Consider the following 17,854-nt stretch of genomic DNA (forward strand, 5'->3'; position numbering starts at 1 on the left):
CTGAAGCATGGGGTTATTACCGCCCTTTATTGCGAATCCAGTCTATCGGGTTCCCACCAGCCAGCGGGCTTATAACTCCGCCATTTATGGCGGGTTGGGGCGGGGGGGGGGGGCGGCCCGGCGCGAGGGGGGGGGGGGGGCCGGGGCGGGGGGGGGGGGGGGGGGGGGGGGGGGGCCGGGGTACCCCCATTATGGCGGAGAATTTGGGAGGACAGGTATTGGATGAGATTCAGTGCTAAAGCCCTGTATATCTATCGTTTCTTATTTCTCCGCTCTAAAGAGCGGAGTTAATATTCAGGGCTAAAGCCCTCTATCCCTTCTTCACTGTCTCCCCATGCTAAAGCATGGGGTTTGGACATATACATTCTCATGCTGAAGCATGGGGTTATTACCGCCCTTTATTGCGAATCCAGTCTATCGGGTTCCCACCAGCCAGCGGGCTTATAACTCCGCCATTTATGGCGGAGAATTTGGGAGGACAGGTATTGGATGAGATTCAGTGCTAAAGCCCTGTATATCTATCGTTTCTTATTTCTCCGCTCTAAAGAGCGGAGTTAATATTCAGGGCTAAAGCCCTCTATCCCTTCTTCACTGTCTCCCCATGCTAAAGCATGGGGTTTGGGCATATACATTCTCATGCTGAAGCACGGGGTTATCCCCCCAACTCTCCTTCCTCAACAAATCCTTCACCGTTATCGGTACAATTTCAATTTCGCCGTCTTTGTCGAGGGGCTTTATTTCTTGCAGCATCTTGAGGTTGTCGCCGCAATAGATGGTGTGGGGCTTGAGTTGGTGTTTTGCCATTGGGCGAATAAAAACATAATCAGAGTATAAAATTTCAGGGGTTTAAACATGGGGAATGTGGAAACCTTCTTCTGACTAAATTCCACCCCCGTCTTTTTCTGCTGTTGCATCCCGCTGATGTTGGCGGGACACCTCCGCTCGGGGAGGACAAACAGCCGCCACTTTTGGCCCGGAGCGGGCAATGCCGTTAAGTTAAGCCGTGATTGTGTTCAAAACATGATTATTTGTGGCTAAAGCCAAGCCAGTTTTACACCAAATGCTCCGCCATAAATGGCGGAGTTATAACACCACGCTTCAGTGTGGTGAGCTTTACACCAAATGCTCCGCCATAAATGGCGGTTTATAACACCACGCTTCAGCGTGGTGAGCATCCGGCTCATGCTAAATGGCTTTAGCCATGATAATAGCTACGAGGAAGTCAGATTCAAACTTATTAGGATGAACCTTGAAAACCGCATCGCGGTCGAAATCCTTAACTTAATGGCATTGCCGGAGCGGGGATTAAAATTTATTAGTCTTTATTTGGAATTCTTTTTAATTTAGCCTTGATATTATCACTAATGAACTGCAAAACATATCTTATATGCCAGAAGAATTAGAACACGCACATTTTTCCTGCACTCAAGCAGAGCTTTATTCTATTTGCGATTTGGGATGGAATATGGTGAACGATCGTCAGCTAACGATGGCGGGTCGGTTTCCAATTTACACGCCGACTTATATCACGGACCGGAAGGCGGATATAGATGCGGCTCGCAATCTTCCTGATTTTCAAAACAGTTCGGAGCTATCGGAGGAGGATCGGGTGATATTGATGAGCCGCGCCGGAGACGCTATTCCGTTTTGGGATGTGTTGGAGCGGTATATTAATCAGGCTTTTGCATCGAACAAGGGGCTGATTAAACCAAATGTGGAGGCAGCAGGCAAGCTTTTTTATGAAAAAGCCACGCGGCAAGAGCCGAACTGGGAGGATTTGAAAATGATGTTGAAAGATGGAAATGATTATATCACCGCAAATGTAGGGGGCGTGTTGGCACCGGTGATAGCGCCTTCATTTCAGGCGGATTATATCATACAAAAAGATGCTTATGATTTGGCATACGATACGTTTATTTTGGAGAAAACGGCGCACATCGAAGATACATCGGCGAAGCGGGTGGCGAATAATGGTATTTATGATGTGTTGATGGCGATGTTGCCCGACCTGAAAATAATTTTGCCTGCGGGCACCAAACATCAGGCTACGTTTAAATTTTTGAAGGATCAGGTTTCCTCTGCGGGTTCGGCAGGATTGAAGGGCAAGGTGACGGATGCTTCCAGCGCAGCCATAACGGGGGTTTCGTTGATGCTGGCCGAATTGAGCCTGACGGTGCTGACGAATGCTTCGGGAGATTATGATTTTGGAAATATTGCTTCGGGCACCTATACGCTGGTGATTACAAAGGCAGGCTATCAAAGTGTGACCGAATCGGTGGTGATTCTTGTGGGAACCACTTCTACAAAGAATTATCAGTTGGCGGGGGCGTAAATGATATTCAAAATGCAACAGCGTCACGAAAATTTCGTGGCGCTGTTTTTTTTGCCCACAGGGCCTCTTTTTACTTTATCGGTGGGTGGGACACCCACCTTAACTTTATCAACTGATGAAAAAGTTTCACGCAGAGGGCGCAGAGGAGCAGAGAGTGCCGACCATCAAATCTGTTTGTTGTATTTTCTCTGAGTTCCCTGCCACTTTGCGGCCTCGGCGTGACAAAGGGAATTATAGATTCAAGAAAGTTTTTCCTATCGGTGTGTGTTGCACCGATAGAATAAGGCGTTCTTAATATCTAACTGCTCTTCACCTCCTCCTTCCCGTCGGCATGTTTCGCAAAGCGTGGTTTATTGCGATCGTGAACTTGGTCGAAGCGGGGCCAAGGCCAACCGCCGAATTTGGTGCTGTGATAATCTTCAAATGCCTGATTGATTTCTTCTTTCGTATTCATCACAAAGGGGCCGTATTGTATTACCTGTTCGCCGATGGCTTTTCCCTGAAGAACCAAAATGCTGACCTCCTTCTCTCCTGCCTGCAACAAAATGTTTTCATCGGGTTTCAGTTGCACAGCGCTATATGGAGGAATGCTTTGGTCGGCCAGCGTTAAAGAAGTGCCCTCATAAAAATAGATTGTTCGGTTGATTCCTGCTGTGGCTTTGGGGAGAATAAACTCTGCCCCGGCCTGCATTTTAATATTCCATACCGCTACTTCATTCTTTTTATCGGCTGCCCAGGAATCAGGCGGCGGTGTCGGAGCGATGGTGTTATACAAATCGCCGGCAATAACTTCTACCCGGGTTTCCTTCTTCGCAGCATCTTGATAAACATAGTTAGGGATAGATTCGCGCCAAAGCATTTTGAAATGGGGCTCCACCATTTTACTATTCTTAGGAAGATTGAGCCATATCTGGAAAAGCTCCATCGGATTGTCCTGCTCTTTTTTGATGAGAGGAAACATTTCAGAATGTTGCACGCCTTTACCAGAGGTCATCCATTGAACATCACCATCGCCATATCTGCCCGAAGCGCCCATAGAGTCGGCATGATCCACGATTCCTTTTCGTACAACCGTAATAGTTTCAAAGCCCCGATGCGGATGGCCGGGAAAGCCCGGAACGGTTTTGCCGTGATACATTCGGAAGCCGTCTTTGATAATGAAATCATCGCCCAACTGACGGCCGGTCAAATAGCTTTGTTCCGGACCCATCATTTCATTGCCCTTCGGAAACTTGTCTTCGTGGTGAACGCAGAATAGAAAGGGGTCGGCAGCCTCCCATTGAAAACCAAGAGGCTTGATGCTAAGAATGGGATGAATGTTTTTGTTCGACATGATTTATAGTTTTTATGCGGAGTTTAAAAATCTCTGAATCTGCTGAGCCGCAAAAAGGACAAAAGCCAAGGAACTGTATTGCTTTTCATTTATCAATAGAGGCTTCTGATTTTCTCACCGGTAAAGCTCGGATTTTTAGAGAGGAATCAAAAATAGCTTAAAAAAAGGTGGTCCCATTAACTAAATCAGAGGAAAATGGGTTTAATTGAATTATTGATATTATACAAGTTGGAGCTGGTATTAAGTCCAAAATCATAGCATTTCGAATAAATAAACAGCCATTTTAACAATAAATCAATAGTTTTAGATGATTTCAGGATGCCTAAAAGGGATGGAATATGGTATCATATAGGAGAGGGAATAAAAAATCCTTGCAAAAAAGTGGTTTGGAATGTATATTGCTTATATCTTTGCAAAACTATTAGCCATGAAAGTTATCCACAAAATATTCTTCTTATTGTCTCTCACAGTTTCGTTTTCCACAATCGGCGGGACTGTTGCGGCCTCGTCCATACAGGATAACGATTATCAATCAAATTCTGCTTCGCGCAGCCAGACTCTTACTTTGGTAGTGAGTTCTATTAACCCTAAATGTTTTGGAGAATATACCGGAAGTGCAAACGTGAATATCATGGGCGGAGTACCCCCTTTCACTACCACTTGGATGCCCGGCGGAATGACCGCCACAACGGTTACCGGTCTTTGCGCAGGAAACTATTCTGTCCGAGTGAAGGACAGCACCGGAACTATTGTAATGGTTAATGTACAACTTACTGCTCCGCCCGCTATAAACGTTACTGCTGCAATGATCTCTCCTGCTTGTACGGAAATTGCAACTGTAAAGGTAGGAGCAAACGGAGGAACTTTACCTTACACCGGCACTGGCAATTTCCTGACACCAGCAGGTAATTTTGTTTATTCAGTTACAGACAGCAGAGGTTGTAAAGCAACTGATTCAATGAATGTAGTAACATTTATCCCCCCCACTGTAAGCATCACTGCCGACACGACTACTCTTTGTGCCGGTTCAATCATAAATATTTGCGCCACTGCTACATCTGGCACTTCTTTATTGTGGAATACTGGAGAAGTATCTAATTGTATTGAAACTGGCAATGCAGGGAACTATTACTTGGTGGCTACCGATGCAAATAATTGCTCAACAGAGTCTAATCGGTTTGAAGTAAAAGTTCACTCTGCCCCTATTGTATCTGTTATGATGTATGGAGATACTTTGAAAGCAGGTAAAGCTACGGGTTATCAGTGGTATCACAATAATCAGGAGATTGCCAGTTCAAACCAAAATGTGCATGTTGCTCGTACTGTTGGCAGTTATAATGTGGCAGTTACAGACCAAAATGGTTGTACCGCTCGTTCTGCTGACGTTTATGTGTCTAGCATATCAAATAATGTAGCTACTGGTATCGGAGAATTGAATGAGGACGGCTTGGTAGTGCGCTCTAACCCGTCTGTGAACGGAAATTGGGCACTATCTGCTATTACCGATCTTATGGGTGGTACTATAGAGGTAATGGACAATAACGGCAGACTGGTGTACAGCTCCGTTATCACTAATTCAAATATTTCTTTGGATTTAAATGCTTCTAAAGGTGTTTACCTTTTGCATATCCGCTCTGGTAATCAGGATATTACCCGTAAGCTTATTCGTTTATAGTCTTCCCCTTTGGCTTGGGAACCTCCCTTCTGGCTTCCCCTTTATTAAGTATACGAGTCACGCGCTTTTTTGTTTCAAGTTTCTGAATCTTTTTTTCAGAAACTTTTTCCGCCTTAGCAGATTTCTTGTTTTTCAATTTGTTAGTGCGTTTCATATATATAGGTATACGCGGGCTATTTGAAAAGGTTACAGGATTCTGAAAATATTTTTTTGACTTTACTCCCCCCCTATTATAAATAATAATCAGCCCTTTGGATAATTCGCCTATGTGGCTATATTTGCGCTCCCAAAAAAAATCAAGAGATATGTACGCAATAGTAGAAATAGCCGGACAACAGTTTAAAGCCGAGGCAGGTAAGAAGTTATATGTACATCGCCTAGAGGGCAATGTGGGCGATAAAGTATCTTTTGACCGAGTGCTTTTGATTGAGGAAGGAGGAAATGTGAAAGTTGGAAAACCGACTGTCAGTGGGGTAAAGGTGAATGCCACTATAGTGGATCACATGAAAGACGACAAAGTACTTATTTATAAGAAGAAGAGAAGGAAGACTTATGAGAAAACTCAAGGTCACCGCCAGTCGTTGACGCAAATTGCGATTGAATCTATAGGATAAATATTATTAAAGACAATTAAAGAACCAAGTCATGGCACATAAAAAAGGTGAAGGAAAAGTAAAGAACGGACGCGACTCGCATAGTAAGAGATTAGGCGTCAAGATTTTTGGTGGTGATATCGCCATCCCAGGAAACATCATTATTCGTCAGCGGGGCACCAACTACCATCCCGGAAATGGAGTAGATATGGGTAAAGACCATACTATTTTCGCCGTGACCGAAGGAGTAGTAAAATTTACAAAAGGTAAGAACGACCGTCGGTTTGTTCACGTTGTGGCTACAGCTTAATCGCTATCTCAGAATAAAAAGCAAAAAGCCCCACTAACCGTGGGGCTTTTTGCTTTTTATTCCTGCTTTGCAACTAAATACAAGGTATTTCCTTTACTTTTGTAACATATCATACAAATGATTCGAACTTGGAATTTATATTTTATCGTTTTAACTGTGATTGGAGAAGTCGCAGTTTTTATCCTGTTGGTATCCGCCAAGGCTGATGTTCGAATGGCAAGGCCCAATAAAGTGAAGGCCGCTTTTTATAACAACATGCACCTCATGGAATCAGGATTAAATGAAGATGTATTTGAATTAGCAGTAAAAGGCTGGGAAAAAATGAAAGAAAGGGGAGAATTAGCTAGCGATACCATCAGTATTTGCGATTTCAGCCAATCCTCCAATTGCAAAAGATTCTATGTCATTGATATGAATAAAGGAAGGCTGCTTTTTAACACTCTTATAGCTCACGGCAGGAATACCGGAGAAGAATTTGCGCGATATTTTTCTAATGAACCTTCTTCCAACAAAAGTAGTCTTGGTTTCTACAAAACAAAGAGCACTTATTCAGGCGAACATGGGTTAAGTCTAAGGTTGGAAGGCAAAGAGAAGGGATTCAATGATCGAGCTGAACAAAGAGCTATTGTGATGCACGGTGCCGAATACGTTGATGAAAGTTTTATCAGGCATTTTGGAAGATTGGGCAGAAGTCTGGGCTGTCCTTCAATACCCTATGAGTTTCATGAACAGGTTATCAATACCATTAAAGATGGTTGTTGCCTTTTTATCTACTATCCTGATCGAAAGTACCTTTCAGCCTCTAGGCTTTTGAATTAGCCTCTACGTAGAACTTTTTTCTCTAAGATAGATATCTTTATAAAACCTGAGATGGCCATTTTCGTCAATGTCAGCTGTCATATATAGTAGTAGGACAGGAAAATGTTTTTTAAGTGGAATCTCAGTGGGTATTTGGTCCTTTAAACATTGCAGTAGATTGAATATTTTTGTCGAATCAAGGGAGTTGTCGAGAAGATAGTTAGCCAATTCCATCGGACGCTCAACTCGAACGCAACCATGACTCATAAAACGCTCCTTCTTCCCAAAGAGCCCTCTGGCATTAGTATCATGCAAATAAATACTAAAGGGGGAATTTAGATCGAATTTGAGTACTCCGAGCGAATTGTCACAGCCAGTAGATTGTCGGAAGGTGTATGGCAGATAATTTTTAGAATATTTTTTCCAATCAACTTGTCGGGGATCAATAATATCGCCCTTGTTATTTACAACCTGAAGATTATTGTTTTCAAAATACTCCACGTTTATCTTGATTTTAGGAAGCATTTCTTTTGTGGCAATACTAATTGGCACAACCCAATAGGGGTAGGTTATCACACGGCTTATGTAGGCTGTGAACGAAGGAGTGGGCGAGGTTGTTTTGCCGAGTATCACCTTCATACTTATATTTTTCACAGAATCCCGATTCACAATTCGCAATCTTGCTGCGGGAATGTTTACCAAAATAAACTCTCTTTCAAGGAGTCTGCCAGTCCAACGCCAATAATTCAAACTTTCTTTCATCTGGCTGACTCTAACGGAAAGAGGAAAATTTAGCGACTCCGTGGTCTTTTTGTCGAGAATACCGGTAGTATCCAAGCTCATCATGCGCTGAAACCTTTTATATGAATTGGCGGTTTCCACATGTGTGAGTGAATCAACGTTCAGCGAATCTGGAATACACCCATACACTTTTAATTTATGAATTGCCGCTACTTCTCCTTTTGTAGTAGTATTTACAACTTCAGTATCTATTCCGGTAAGATTATGAAGAACAGTAACCATTCGGTTCATCTCATTTTTCATCAACAGATACTGCGGAATTTTCGGTTCTACACTATCCAGCGCTCCTCGCCAATTTTTATCACTGATCAGTTGATCGAATATCCCAATAATTCTGGTTGAATCAATATGATACTTGACTCCATTATAAGCTATCTCAACTTCTCTGCCATAAGCCACATCATACAAAAATGAAAGGGCCGCATCGGAGAAAATGAGTTCATTTTCCGATTCATATTGGCTATTATCAAATCCCGCAAGGCTGGCAAGCGAATCATACCTATTGATATACTCATCATGATAATTCCTTCTGTCTAATCCCAGGCTGTCGGCATGGCGAAGCATCTCCATCAGCATCAGGCGATACTTATTGTCTTCGTACGAAGAACCTGTCCCCTTTTTTGAATAACCGAAATCATTATAATATTTACGAAGCAGTTCCTTACTATTAATAGTCTCCGAATCTTCCTTCACCACTATGTTCCCGATCTCCATCTTTCCAAGCAGTTGATACAGTCTGTCTTTGGCAGGATTAAAAAGTGAATGCCGGAATAAAAAAATGGTGCAGCCAACCAAGAATAGTACACACGCTAAAAGAAAGAGTTTAGTATTTCGATTGAAGGTCATTAATCCTAATTTTTCAGGACCTAATGTTAGATATACTCCGAATTCTCGGGTTATGTAATTTTCTCCCCATTTTCATATATTTGCGCCCCATTTTACTCTTAACTAAACTCATTCACCGACATGAGAATAAACAAACTCGGTTTACAAAATGGAAGAACAAACTTTAGAATCAACCAAAAATGAAAACACCAGCGGTCACGACGACTTTAACTGGAATGTTGACAAAAGAAACGTCGTTGCCTATTCAGACGAAGATCGCAAAAAATACGACGAACAGTATTCTTCTACACTCAAAACTGTAGAAAATGATGAAATCGTCAAGGGAATCGTTGTAGCTGTGACAACCAATGACGTGGTTTTGAACATTGGTTTCAAGTCAGATGGCTTGGTACCACTTGCAGAATTTCGCGATGTGGAAGATCTGCAGCCCGGTCAAGAATATGATGTCTATGTGGTTAACAAGGAGGACAAAAAAGGAATCCTGCAACTGAGTCGCAAAAATGCTCAGAAGTTAAAGGCTTGGGACGAAATCATGGAGGCTCATAAAACAGGCAAAGTGGTATCCGGAAGAATTATGTCTAAGACCAAAGGCGGGCTTATTGCCAGTGTATTTGGGCTCGAAACATTCTTACCCGGTTCCCAAATTGATGTGAAGCCAATCACCGACTATGATATTTATGTGGGCAAAACCATGGAATTGAAAGTGGTAAAAATCAACGAAGCGATTAAAAACGCCGTTGTGTCACATAAAGCGCTTATTGAGTCTGACATCGAACAACAGCGCGAAGCTATTATCGGCAAGTTGGAAAAAGGCCAAGTTCTGGAAGGAGTCATTAAAAACATCACCGATTTCGGAGCATTCATTGATCTGGGCGGTGTGGACGGACTACTTTACATCACCGATATTTCATGGGGAAGAATCAGCAGCCCCAAGGATGTACTGGAAATCAACCAGAAAATCAATGTTGTGGTATTGGATTACGACGACAACAAAAAGAGAATTTCTCTGGGAATGAAGCAACTATTGCCTCACCCTTGGGATACTCTGGATAAGGACATCGAAATTGGCAGTAAGGTTCAGGGTAAAGTAGTCAATATCGAAGACTACGGCGCTTTCCTCGAAGTTACTCCGGGAGTAGAAGGACTGGTTCACGTTTCAGAAATAAGTTGGAGCAACACACCGGTCAACAGCCGTGAATTCTTTAAAGCAGGCGAAACACACGAGGCTGTAGTCATGACCTTGAATCGTGAAGAAAGAAAGATGTCACTTTCTTTAAAGCGTTTGACCGAAGATCCTTGGATCAAGATTGACGAAAAATTCCCGAAAGGAACCCGCACGAAAGGAATCGTGAAGAACATTACCGCATACGGCGTATTTATCGAACTGTCTGACGGCATTGGTGGCATGGTTCACGTAGGCGATTTGTCATGGCTCAAGCGCGTTGGTCATCCCAGCGAGTTTACCAAAGTAGGCAACGAAATGGATGTCGTAGTTCTCGATATTGACATGGACAACCGCAAACTATCCCTCGGCCATAAGCAGATTGAAGAAGATCCATGGGATACTTTCGAAAATGTATTCCCCATTGGTTCTGTTCACGAAGCTACAATCGTTCAACTGGAAGAAAAGGGCGCTATGGTGCTTCTGCCTTATGGATTGGAAGCCTTTGCTCCTAAGAGACACCTTGCTAAAGAGCAAGGCGGCAGTATGGGCTTAGATGAAAAAGGATCCTTCAAAATCCTGGAATTCAGTCGCACAGATCGCAAGATCCTCGTATCTCATGCACGGACTTGGGAAGATGATCAAAGAGATGCCGAAGAAATTGAAAAGAAGGATAAAAAGGTGCAACGCGAAAAAACCGCTAAGACCGTAAAGACCCTTCAAAAGAATGTAGAAAAAACTACGCTCGGAGATTTGGCTTCGCTTAGCGAACTAAAGGAAAAGATGGATAGCAAAGAAGCCAGCGACGATGCGGCCAAAGTTGCCTCTGCCAAATCCTCTAAGGCCAAAGTCGAGGAAACCGATGCTACTTCCGAAGAAAAAAGCGAAGAATAAAACCTTCCTTTTCACGAATACAAAATCCCGTTTGCCAGAAGGTAAACGGGATTTTTTTTGTACTCTAATAAGTGAACTATCGCAAAAAATCGGGCTAATACACATCTGTATATCATAATTGCTTCCGGGAGATTTCCGATACCATTTTATCTACCGGTAAGAAAATATTTCTAGCAGAGCCGCAACATTTTGCGGCTGCAATATTTTTAGAAAAATAATTTGGGCGGCACCCCAATCCCGATTCCACTAAAATTATTTTGGAAGAATCGGGAAAGGGGCCAGGCTTTCGGCTATATCTTTTTCGACTCGCCTATTTTTTATTGGATGAAAAAGGATGCCGCCTCTATCCCTGCCGCAGCTCTGCCCTCATTAGTATAGATTGTCCTTGCGAGGCTTTTTCAAAAATAATATACAGCATAAAAGCCGTGGCCCCGCCTGCCGGTCGGGCAGGAATCTTCCATTGTGTCTTTTAAAAACAGAAATACAAAGCGGAAGATTGCCGCAGAAAATCCTCGCTTATTTTCAAAGGAATTTTCTTCGCAAAGACAATCTGTTTAAGTTGGCGAGCCTGATTCGAGCGCCCACTCGGACCTCTGAACTGGGCACGAGCGGATGCTCGCGCCAGAGGGTTAAACGATTAGCTGGTGATTTTCATAAATCAAACCGATGTCATTTATATGAATTCTGAATTTTGTACCGTGATTTCTTAACGAAGTACCTTTTCCTGCTTTTGTCCTTGCATCAAAGTCTATATAAATAACTCCCTCTTTTATTGCCTCGCATATTCCGGTTAAATTCAAGTCCCAATAACCAACAGCACTTTCATAGATTACTTGCCTATTTTTCTTGTCCACTGTTCCGTGAACAAGAATTAACCTTCTCAACTTTCCCCCAATTGCGTTCAGAATAACATTGTTTTCCCAGTATGGGATTATATTGTTATTCTTTTCGTTAGTTACTGTAATTCTGTTACCAATATTATTTACAACAAACCCCCGTTCAGACTTCCCACTAATGGTATGTCTGAAACTTATTTGCCCCTTTTCGTTATACCAACCAAAAGCATTGACAACTTCCTTAATTATTCCTCTTGGTTGAGGGTCTTTATGGAACAATGTAAGTAATGAGTTACCCCCATGAAATTTTATTTCCCAATCATTAAGGTCGGGTGAATCAAAATTATTTTGTTCCACATTGAGAAGGTATTCTAGGGTGTTACCCGGAGCGCCTGCTCCTTTGAATTGGGGAGGTATTTCTACTTTTCCCATTCTGACAATTTCTTGAATAATTTTGAAAGCCTTCGTGGAAGATTGCGGTATTTTAGAAACCATCAAGAATGAATTAGGAGATTTGACTGCTTCTGCAGAAATGAAGCAATTCTTTTCTCAGCCACTTCACAATATTCAGGCGAAAGTTCAATTCCCAAATAGTCTCTTTTGTTCATTAAGGCGGCAATTGCAGTGGTTCCACTACCCATGAAAGGATCTAGCACAGTTTCCGCATTCGTTGACGAAATAATTCTATCAATTAATGCCACCGGAAATGGGGCAGGATGCCCATTTTTCATTTCTTGAGTAAATTCCCATACGTCACCATATGCGTTTGCTTTGGGTCTTAACTTGAAATTGGGTTTTGGGATAAGATAAATCACTTCATGTGTAGGTAAAAAATAGCCAGGATTAAAATTAATCCCACCTCTTCTTTTCCAAATAATTATTTGCCTTACTGGTAATCCAGTTAAAATGTCATCTCTATCTTGTAATAGTCCATTTTGAACCCTTCTTTTATGGTTATAGAAAATAGCCCCATCATTCTTTAAAAGTCTAAACATTTCTTTTAGGCAATGATTCTGCCAATTAGCATATTCTTTATGGGGCATGCAATCATCATAATGACTATACCCCTTTTGCAAGGCTGCTCCTGCCCATTTACCTGTTTTTGTATTTATACTCATTCCGTTTCCGGTTGAGTTTTTCAGATTATACGGAGGTGATGTAACGATTAAATCAATCGAGGAATCAGGCAGTTGCTTCAATATTGCCAAGCTGTCTCCACAGATTATCTTATTGATGGAATTTTCCCATAGAGATTCAGGTTCCTTCACAATACTTAATGGCTCTCTAACAACATAGTTGCTCTTGAGCTTTTTTAGTTTGTTCTTATCCTTTTTGATCTTAACTGTCTTCATTATTCAACTATTTACGTCAAAAATAATTTTTCTGCTTCGGCTTCCATTTTACTTTCTCTTTTAGATATAAACAGGTGTTTCGTTATAAACATTGTTCCAATACCCAACCGATATAAAAGTACTTAAGTATTTAAACTATAAAAGCCTTAACGCCTTTTGTTACTGCAACCAATCTTCCGGGATGCCATTCCAGATTTGGCAAATGCCTCCTTGACTTCCAAGAAGCCATTCTGTATATCATTATTGCTTCCGGGAGTTTCCCGATGCAATTCTCGACTAAATTATTTCCTCCGGTACTTTCCTGATATCATTATTGACTAAATAATTACCTCTAGGACTTTCCCGATACCATTTTCGACTAAATAATTGCTTCCGGGACTTTCCCGATGCCATTCTCGACTAAATTATTATCTCCGGTGTTTTCCTGATACCATTATTGACTAAATAATTACCTCTGGGACTTTCCCGACACAATTTTCGACTAAATAATTCCTTCCGGGACTTTCCAGATGCCATTATTGACTTAATAATTATTTCCGGTAGATTCCTGACAGCATTCTCGACTAAATAATTACCATCAGGAGAATTCAAAAGCTCTGAAAGATTCAGGAAATATCAGCCATAACTCCCGTCCCAGATTATCAAAATGAAAATTGCTGACAAATATTCTGCCTTGTTAAAATTTATCGAAACGGCACTCATTAGATTGTCTGTGGAACTATATTTATATTCGCATAAGCTTAATTTTATAATCGCTAAAATAAAGTCTATGTCAGCTAATAGGAAGGCTAACTTGTTCAAAAACACTTTTTTAATTAAAACCCGTGGAAGCCATCCCAAGGCACTGTCTTTCCTCACCGACTCGGCGGATAAACTAAATGCTTCTACCGATCCGGCTATACAACTTATCTACACTGCCTTTCTTCCGCATTTCGATGCCTACAAACATTTAAACGTAGCGGTTCTAATTTCCGAAGGCACCTATAAAGGAAAAACCAACCAGTTTCAAGTTTATCTGGAAGAAATGAAAAGCAAATTGAAGCAATGGGAAGGGCCAATACATTCCGTGTTTCCAGAAGATTCGCCCACGGCTATTGAAATTTTTCCCAAAAAGAGAAATCCATTTTATAAAGGCAACTATGAAGACCGCTTGATTTCGCTCAAGGCATTGTCAGATAAACTGCTGGAGTTTACGGGAACTCAGCCGTCGCTGGTGCCGGTTCAGGCTGATGTGGCAGCTTATTATGCGCTGACCAAAGCTGCCCGCGATGTGCAACAGGGCAAGGAGGGCAACACGGATGAATTGCGCAGCCAGCGCGAAATTCAATGGAAGGCCTCGATGAAAGCATTTTGGGGCATTGTTTGGGGTGGCTTGCTCAGCCGTTTTTATAATGAAGAACACCTGCTCCATGATTATTTTGATTTGAATATTATAAACACGTATCGTTTTCATTTCTCTAAAAAATTGACGGTGGTAGCCGGTATAAACTATATAGAGATTCCGCCGCACGTGGCAGAGAAATTGAATCCGAATAGAAAGGCAGTTTTTTTGAACGACAGTCAGGATAAGATCAACCTCCAGTTCGGATTCTCTGATTCTTCCACGGCACAAGGACCGGTTCCTATAAATTTGTCTGAAGGCAATCGCAGAAAAATGAACATAGGCCATGCCGGTTGGGCACCGGGCCGCAATTTTTTGGTGGTGAATAATCTCTCGACATTCACCGGTTCATTCCACGTTGAAATTAAAGGCTGAGAAAGGCTGCTTGTGCTGTGCTGAAAGCACCTGAAAAAAAGAGCATCAACAGATAGACTAGTAGTTCGCTTCTTTTCTCCAGTTATCAAATTCTTTTTTCTGGATTTGAGTGAACAGGTCGCGCATAGCAGCAGCCCATGCTTTTTTGTTGTCGCCTCCACCGGCTTTGGCAGTCATTTTTTTACTCCATAAAACACTGCTGTTGGCAATATCGAAAAACACTACATGAACCGTTGCTACCTGTGAGGTCTTATTAAAACTCTGCACCAAAAATGTAACACCAAGTCCTTCCTTTTTATGCCCAACCGGAGTTTTCTTAATCATCTCGGCAATAAATTCTGGTGTAAAATCTACGTCTTCATCTGCTTTCAGATTTTCGGTAGGACGCGCGAGATTCATCTTAGTAATTCCGTTAGGATCTTTAAAAGCGGTGTTTTTTTGAAAAACCTTGGCCATGTCAATATCAATCGCCACATCATTCCATGCGCGGAAATATTCGTCTTTTATTTTGGTGGGCGATTCATCACCGAAGCCGAGCATCTTTGCTTCTGTAAAATCCATACCATACCAACCTATATTCAAGCTGCCGAAAACTTTTTTCGTGTCTTGAGCATGGAGCGAAACAATAAGAGCAAATAAGAGGAGGAACAACAAATTCTTTTTCATGGTTTTATATTTTCAAGGTGAAATAAATAAAAAGAAGAAAATAGAGGGTCAAATTCTTTTCAACCGGGCGATATAAAAACCATCGAAACCGGTTTCTGCTGGTGAAATTACTTTCTCCTCCTCCAGTTCAAACGAGATGGAGCTTCTCTTAATGAAAGCCTGTATTTGCTTTTGGTTTTCAGAAGGGAAAATACTACAGGTGGAATAAACCAGAAGGCCTCCGGGTTTGAGCATGGGGGAGTACTCATCCAATATTTGCGACTGCGCATTTTTTAATTCATTAATAAATTTTTCAGTCAGGCTCCATTTAGCATCTGGCTTCCGACGTAGCACACCCGTTCCAGAACAAGGAACATCCAGCAGAATCCGGTCCGCAAAACTTTGTAAGCGCGCCTGATAATTGTGGGTCAATTTACTCGCATCCAATGTTTGAATGATAAAACATCCTGCCCGATTGGCACGTCGGGTCAATTCCTCCAGTTTCTTTTCGTGCGTATCTACTGCCAGAATTTCTCCCTGATTCTTCATCAGTGCTGCAAGATGAAGCGCTTTGCCTCCGGCTCCGGCGCAGCCGTCAATCACTTTCATGCCCGACGCAACTTGAAGCATCGGAGCCACTAATTGGGAAGCAATGTCCTGTACCTCAAACAAGCCATTCTTATAAGCCGGATGACTTCTAAAATTCTTTTTAGAAAGAATGATCAATGCGTCGGGCGCTATTTCGCTTTCGGCAAATTCCACCCCTTCATCGGTAAGCTGTTTAGTGATAACCGCTTTGTTTGCTTTCAGCGTGTTGATGCGGAGGCAAAACTTTGCCGGAGTATTCAGCGCAGTAATTTCCTTTTCCCAATCTTTCCCTAATTCCTTCAGACCCAATACATCCAACCAATCAGGAACTGATTCCCTGATTTTAGGAATGGATTGGGCGCTTTCAAACTGCTTTAGTATTGCTTCTTTATTCAACGTAGCGAACTCTTCCCATTCTGGAAGTTCATGGCCATCGGTCAGCCATTTGGTGGCGAAGATTCTCCAAATAGCGCCTTCACCCCAAGCCTCTTCATCGCTACAAAATTCATAAAGCCTTTTGTAGCGAACGATATGGTAGATGTTATCGGCTATAAAATGCCGATCGCGTGCGCCCCAAGTCTTATTGGAGGTAAGGATTTGTTCAACTGTTGAGTCTGCCTGTTTTTTGTCAAGCAAAATATCTTTCAAACCGGCGATAACCGCCACCACTAAATTTCTGTGAAGTTTTTGCATCATAACAGGGATAAAAAAAATAAAGTCCTGCTTTCGGCAGGACTTTTCATTTACTCAGGTGCCCGAAGCGAGATTCGAACTCGCACACCCTTTCGGGCGCTACCACCTCAAGGTAGTGCGTCTACCAGTTTCGCCATCCGGGCTTTGAGAGGTGCAAATATAGAAAATTGATGTTAGGCAGAAGACATCAGGCACAAAACATACCTGATTCTACAGCTTTTATAATTGGTTACTTTTCCTTGGATTTTTCAAGGGTGAAGGCGAAGGTAGTGCCTACTCCTACCGTGCTGCGAACGTTAATGGTTTGTTGATGTGCTTCAATAATGTGCTTTACAATGGCCAATCCCAAACCAGTACCACCTTGTTCGCGCGAGCGATGTTTATCGTTCCGGTAAAACCTTTCAAACAAACGCGGCAGGTGTTCCTCAGCAATCCCGATTCCATTGTCGCTTACTTCAATGAGAACATTTTCGTCCATGTCATAGAAGCTGGCATAACTCTCTCCACCCTCGTTTCCATACTTGATGGAGTTCTCAACCAGATTGTTTAGCACCTGCCTGATTTTCTCTTTATCAGCAAATACATATTGAGGTTTGTCGTGTCCCTTCTTTATGTGCAGCGAAATATTTTTCTTCTTCGCCCTCAGTTCCATTGATTCAAACACCTCTTTCATCAACTGGACGATGTCAAAAGATTCCATCACCATATTTATTTCACCGCGTTCCATTTTAGATATTTCATCTAAATCATCCACCAGCGTGTTGAGTCGGTCAACGCTTTTAGACGTTCTCTCCAAAAAGTGTTTTAAAACTTCGGGTTCATTCAAGGCTCCATCAAGCAGTGTATGTATATATCCCTGAATATTAAAGATGGGAGTCTTGAGTTCATGGGAGAGATTTGCGAGAAATTCTCTTCTAAATTTCTCCATCTTTTTCAAATTTTTAATTTTTTTGCTTTTATTTTTTATTTAGTTTTCTACCTGTACCTCCATTTCACGAAGGGGATCATCACTACTTGTTTCGCCAATGGATACTTTTAAATTCTTGGTCAGTTTAAATTGATGAATCGTTTTATAAGCCAGCTTTATTCGATTGCGAAGGTATATGTCCACGAAGTAGTAAATCAACAAGGAAGCCCCAACAAAAACCATCAAGAACATCACAGAGAAATGGAGCAAGGATGCTCCAAAGAATAAATCAGCAATGCTCACCATCAAGGCGAGTAGCAATGAAATAATTAT

At 42.0% G+C, this 17,854-nt stretch carries 14 protein-coding genes, 1 tRNA gene and 1 pseudogene; 7 read left to right on the forward strand and 9 right to left on the reverse strand.

Features of this window, described 5'->3' with window-relative positions; all coding sequences use genetic code 11:
• Positions 1 to 588 precede the first annotated feature (588 nt).
• Positions 589 to 804 carry a hypothetical protein gene (locus IPP77_13915; GenBank protein ID MBL0310721.1) on the reverse strand — a complete coding sequence of 72 codons (216 nt, stop codon included), beginning with the start codon at positions 802 to 804 and terminating at the stop codon, positions 589 to 591.
• 583 nt (positions 805 to 1,387) lie between these two features.
• On the opposite strand from IPP77_13915, the gene IPP77_13920 reads away from it, so the two are divergent.
• Complete coding sequence (locus tag IPP77_13920) at positions 1,388 to 2,332, forward strand: carboxypeptidase regulatory-like domain-containing protein (GenBank protein MBL0310722.1); 945 nt, start codon at positions 1,388 to 1,390, stop codon at positions 2,330 to 2,332.
• Between the two features lie 298 nt (positions 2,333 to 2,630).
• Here IPP77_13920 and IPP77_13925 read toward each other — a convergent pair whose 3' ends face one another.
• Positions 2,631 to 3,665 carry a pirin family protein gene (locus IPP77_13925; GenBank protein ID MBL0310723.1) on the reverse strand — a complete coding sequence of 345 codons (1,035 nt, stop codon included), beginning with the start codon at positions 3,663 to 3,665 and terminating at the stop codon, positions 2,631 to 2,633.
• A 427-nt stretch (positions 3,666 to 4,092) separates the two neighbouring features.
• Between IPP77_13925 and IPP77_13930 the strand changes: the two genes are divergently transcribed.
• The 4 genes from IPP77_13930 (at position 4,093) to IPP77_13945 (ending at position 7,062) form a co-directional block, all read left to right on the forward strand.
• Complete coding sequence (locus IPP77_13930; protein ID MBL0310724.1) at positions 4,093 to 5,340, forward strand: T9SS type A sorting domain-containing protein; 1,248 nt, start codon at positions 4,093 to 4,095, stop codon at positions 5,338 to 5,340.
• A 305-nt stretch (positions 5,341 to 5,645) separates the two neighbouring features.
• Positions 5,646 to 5,954 carry a 50S ribosomal protein L21 gene (rplU, locus tag IPP77_13935; protein MBL0310725.1) on the forward strand — a complete coding sequence of 103 codons (309 nt, stop codon included), beginning with the start codon at positions 5,646 to 5,648 and terminating at the stop codon, positions 5,952 to 5,954.
• A 31-nt stretch (positions 5,955 to 5,985) separates the two neighbouring features.
• Positions 5,986 to 6,243: a 50S ribosomal protein L27 gene (rpmA, locus tag IPP77_13940; GenBank protein MBL0310726.1), complete on the forward strand. Its 258-nt coding sequence runs from the start codon at positions 5,986 to 5,988 to the stop codon at positions 6,241 to 6,243.
• Positions 6,244 to 6,360: 117 nt separating this feature from the next.
• On the forward strand, positions 6,361 to 7,062 hold the full coding sequence (locus IPP77_13945) for a murein L,D-transpeptidase catalytic domain family protein (protein ID MBL0310727.1): 702 nt from the start codon (positions 6,361 to 6,363) through the stop codon (positions 7,060 to 7,062).
• Positions 7,063 to 7,065: 3 nt separating this feature from the next.
• Here IPP77_13945 and IPP77_13950 read toward each other — a convergent pair whose 3' ends face one another.
• On the reverse strand, positions 7,066 to 8,556 hold the full coding sequence (locus IPP77_13950) for a L,D-transpeptidase family protein (protein ID MBL0310728.1): 1,491 nt from the start codon (positions 8,554 to 8,556) through the stop codon (positions 7,066 to 7,068).
• Between the two features lie 280 nt (positions 8,557 to 8,836).
• Between IPP77_13950 and rpsA the strand changes: the two genes are divergently transcribed.
• Entirely contained in the window at positions 8,837 to 10,744 is a 1,908-nt protein-coding gene (rpsA, locus tag IPP77_13955) for a 30S ribosomal protein S1 (GenBank protein MBL0310729.1), read from the forward strand.
• A 629-nt stretch (positions 10,745 to 11,373) separates the two neighbouring features.
• Here rpsA and IPP77_13960 read toward each other — a convergent pair.
• Both IPP77_13960 and IPP77_13965 read right to left on the reverse strand, forming a co-directional pair.
• Positions 11,374 to 12,075, reverse strand: a complete 702-nt coding sequence (locus IPP77_13960; protein ID MBL0310730.1) for a hypothetical protein — start codon at positions 12,073 to 12,075, stop codon at positions 11,374 to 11,376.
• On the reverse strand, positions 12,075 to 12,932 hold the full coding sequence (locus tag IPP77_13965) for a site-specific DNA-methyltransferase (protein ID MBL0310731.1): 858 nt from the start codon (positions 12,930 to 12,932) through the stop codon (positions 12,075 to 12,077). Before IPP77_13965 ends, IPP77_13960 begins: the two co-directional genes overlap by 1 nt.
• A 769-nt stretch (positions 12,933 to 13,701) precedes the next feature.
• Here IPP77_13965 and IPP77_13970 point away from each other — a divergent pair.
• Positions 13,702 to 14,688, forward strand: a complete 987-nt coding sequence (locus tag IPP77_13970; protein MBL0310732.1) for a hypothetical protein — start codon at positions 13,702 to 13,704, stop codon at positions 14,686 to 14,688.
• Positions 14,689 to 14,745: 57 nt separating this feature from the next.
• On the opposite strand, the gene IPP77_13975 is transcribed toward IPP77_13970, so the two are convergent.
• The 4 genes and pseudogenes from IPP77_13975 to IPP77_13990 form a co-directional block, all read right to left on the reverse strand.
• Complete coding sequence (locus IPP77_13975; GenBank protein MBL0310733.1) at positions 14,746 to 15,354, reverse strand: hypothetical protein; 609 nt, start codon at positions 15,352 to 15,354, stop codon at positions 14,746 to 14,748.
• 48 nt (positions 15,355 to 15,402) lie between these two features.
• A complete protein-coding gene (locus IPP77_13980; GenBank protein ID MBL0310734.1) occupies positions 15,403 to 16,617 on the reverse strand; it encodes a class I SAM-dependent methyltransferase in 1,215 nt (404 codons plus the stop codon).
• Positions 16,618 to 16,673: 56 nt separating this feature from the next.
• Positions 16,674 to 16,757: transfer RNA gene (locus tag IPP77_13985), tRNA-Leu, on the reverse strand.
• An 86-nt stretch (positions 16,758 to 16,843) separates the two neighbouring features.
• Positions 16,844 to 17,827, reverse strand: a pseudogene (locus tag IPP77_13990) (sensor histidine kinase).
• Between the last annotated feature and the right edge of the window lie 27 nt (positions 17,828 to 17,854).

The sequence above is a fragment of the Bacteroidota bacterium genome (assembly GCA_016722375.1).
Lineage (GTDB): Bacteria > Bacteroidota > Bacteroidia > Chitinophagales > LD1 > Bog-950.

What these genes read in the sequence shown, in the direction of transcription:
- IPP77_13915 (MBL0310721.1), bottom strand. Translation starts at nt 804, where the DNA reads ATGGCAAAACACCAACTCAAGCCCCACACCATCTATTGCGGCGACAAC.
- IPP77_13920 (MBL0310722.1), top strand. Translation starts at nt 1,388, where the DNA reads ATGCCAGAAGAATTAGAACACGCACATTTTTCCTGCACTCAAGCAGAG.
- IPP77_13925 (MBL0310723.1), bottom strand. Translation starts at nt 3,665, where the DNA reads ATGTCGAACAAAAACATTCATCCCATTCTTAGCATCAAGCCTCTTGGT.
- IPP77_13930 (MBL0310724.1), top strand. Translation starts at nt 4,093, where the DNA reads ATGAAAGTTATCCACAAAATATTCTTCTTATTGTCTCTCACAGTTTCG.
- rplU (MBL0310725.1), top strand. Translation starts at nt 5,646, where the DNA reads ATGTACGCAATAGTAGAAATAGCCGGACAACAGTTTAAAGCCGAGGCA.
- rpmA (MBL0310726.1), top strand. Translation starts at nt 5,986, where the DNA reads ATGGCACATAAAAAAGGTGAAGGAAAAGTAAAGAACGGACGCGACTCG.
- IPP77_13945 (MBL0310727.1), top strand. Translation starts at nt 6,361, where the DNA reads ATGATTCGAACTTGGAATTTATATTTTATCGTTTTAACTGTGATTGGA.
- IPP77_13950 (MBL0310728.1), bottom strand. Translation starts at nt 8,556, where the DNA reads ATGGAGATCGGGAACATAGTGGTGAAGGAAGATTCGGAGACTATTAAT.
- rpsA (MBL0310729.1), top strand. Translation starts at nt 8,837, where the DNA reads ATGGAAGAACAAACTTTAGAATCAACCAAAAATGAAAACACCAGCGGT.
- IPP77_13960 (MBL0310730.1), bottom strand. Translation starts at nt 12,075, where the DNA reads ATGGTTTCTAAAATACCGCAATCTTCCACGAAGGCTTTCAAAATTATT.
- IPP77_13965 (MBL0310731.1), bottom strand. Translation starts at nt 12,932, where the DNA reads ATGAAGACAGTTAAGATCAAAAAGGATAAGAACAAACTAAAAAAGCTC.
- IPP77_13970 (MBL0310732.1), top strand. Translation starts at nt 13,702, where the DNA reads ATGTCAGCTAATAGGAAGGCTAACTTGTTCAAAAACACTTTTTTAATT.
- IPP77_13975 (MBL0310733.1), bottom strand. Translation starts at nt 15,354, where the DNA reads ATGAAAAAGAATTTGTTGTTCCTCCTCTTATTTGCTCTTATTGTTTCG.
- IPP77_13980 (MBL0310734.1), bottom strand. Translation starts at nt 16,617, where the DNA reads ATGATGCAAAAACTTCACAGAAATTTAGTGGTGGCGGTTATCGCCGGT.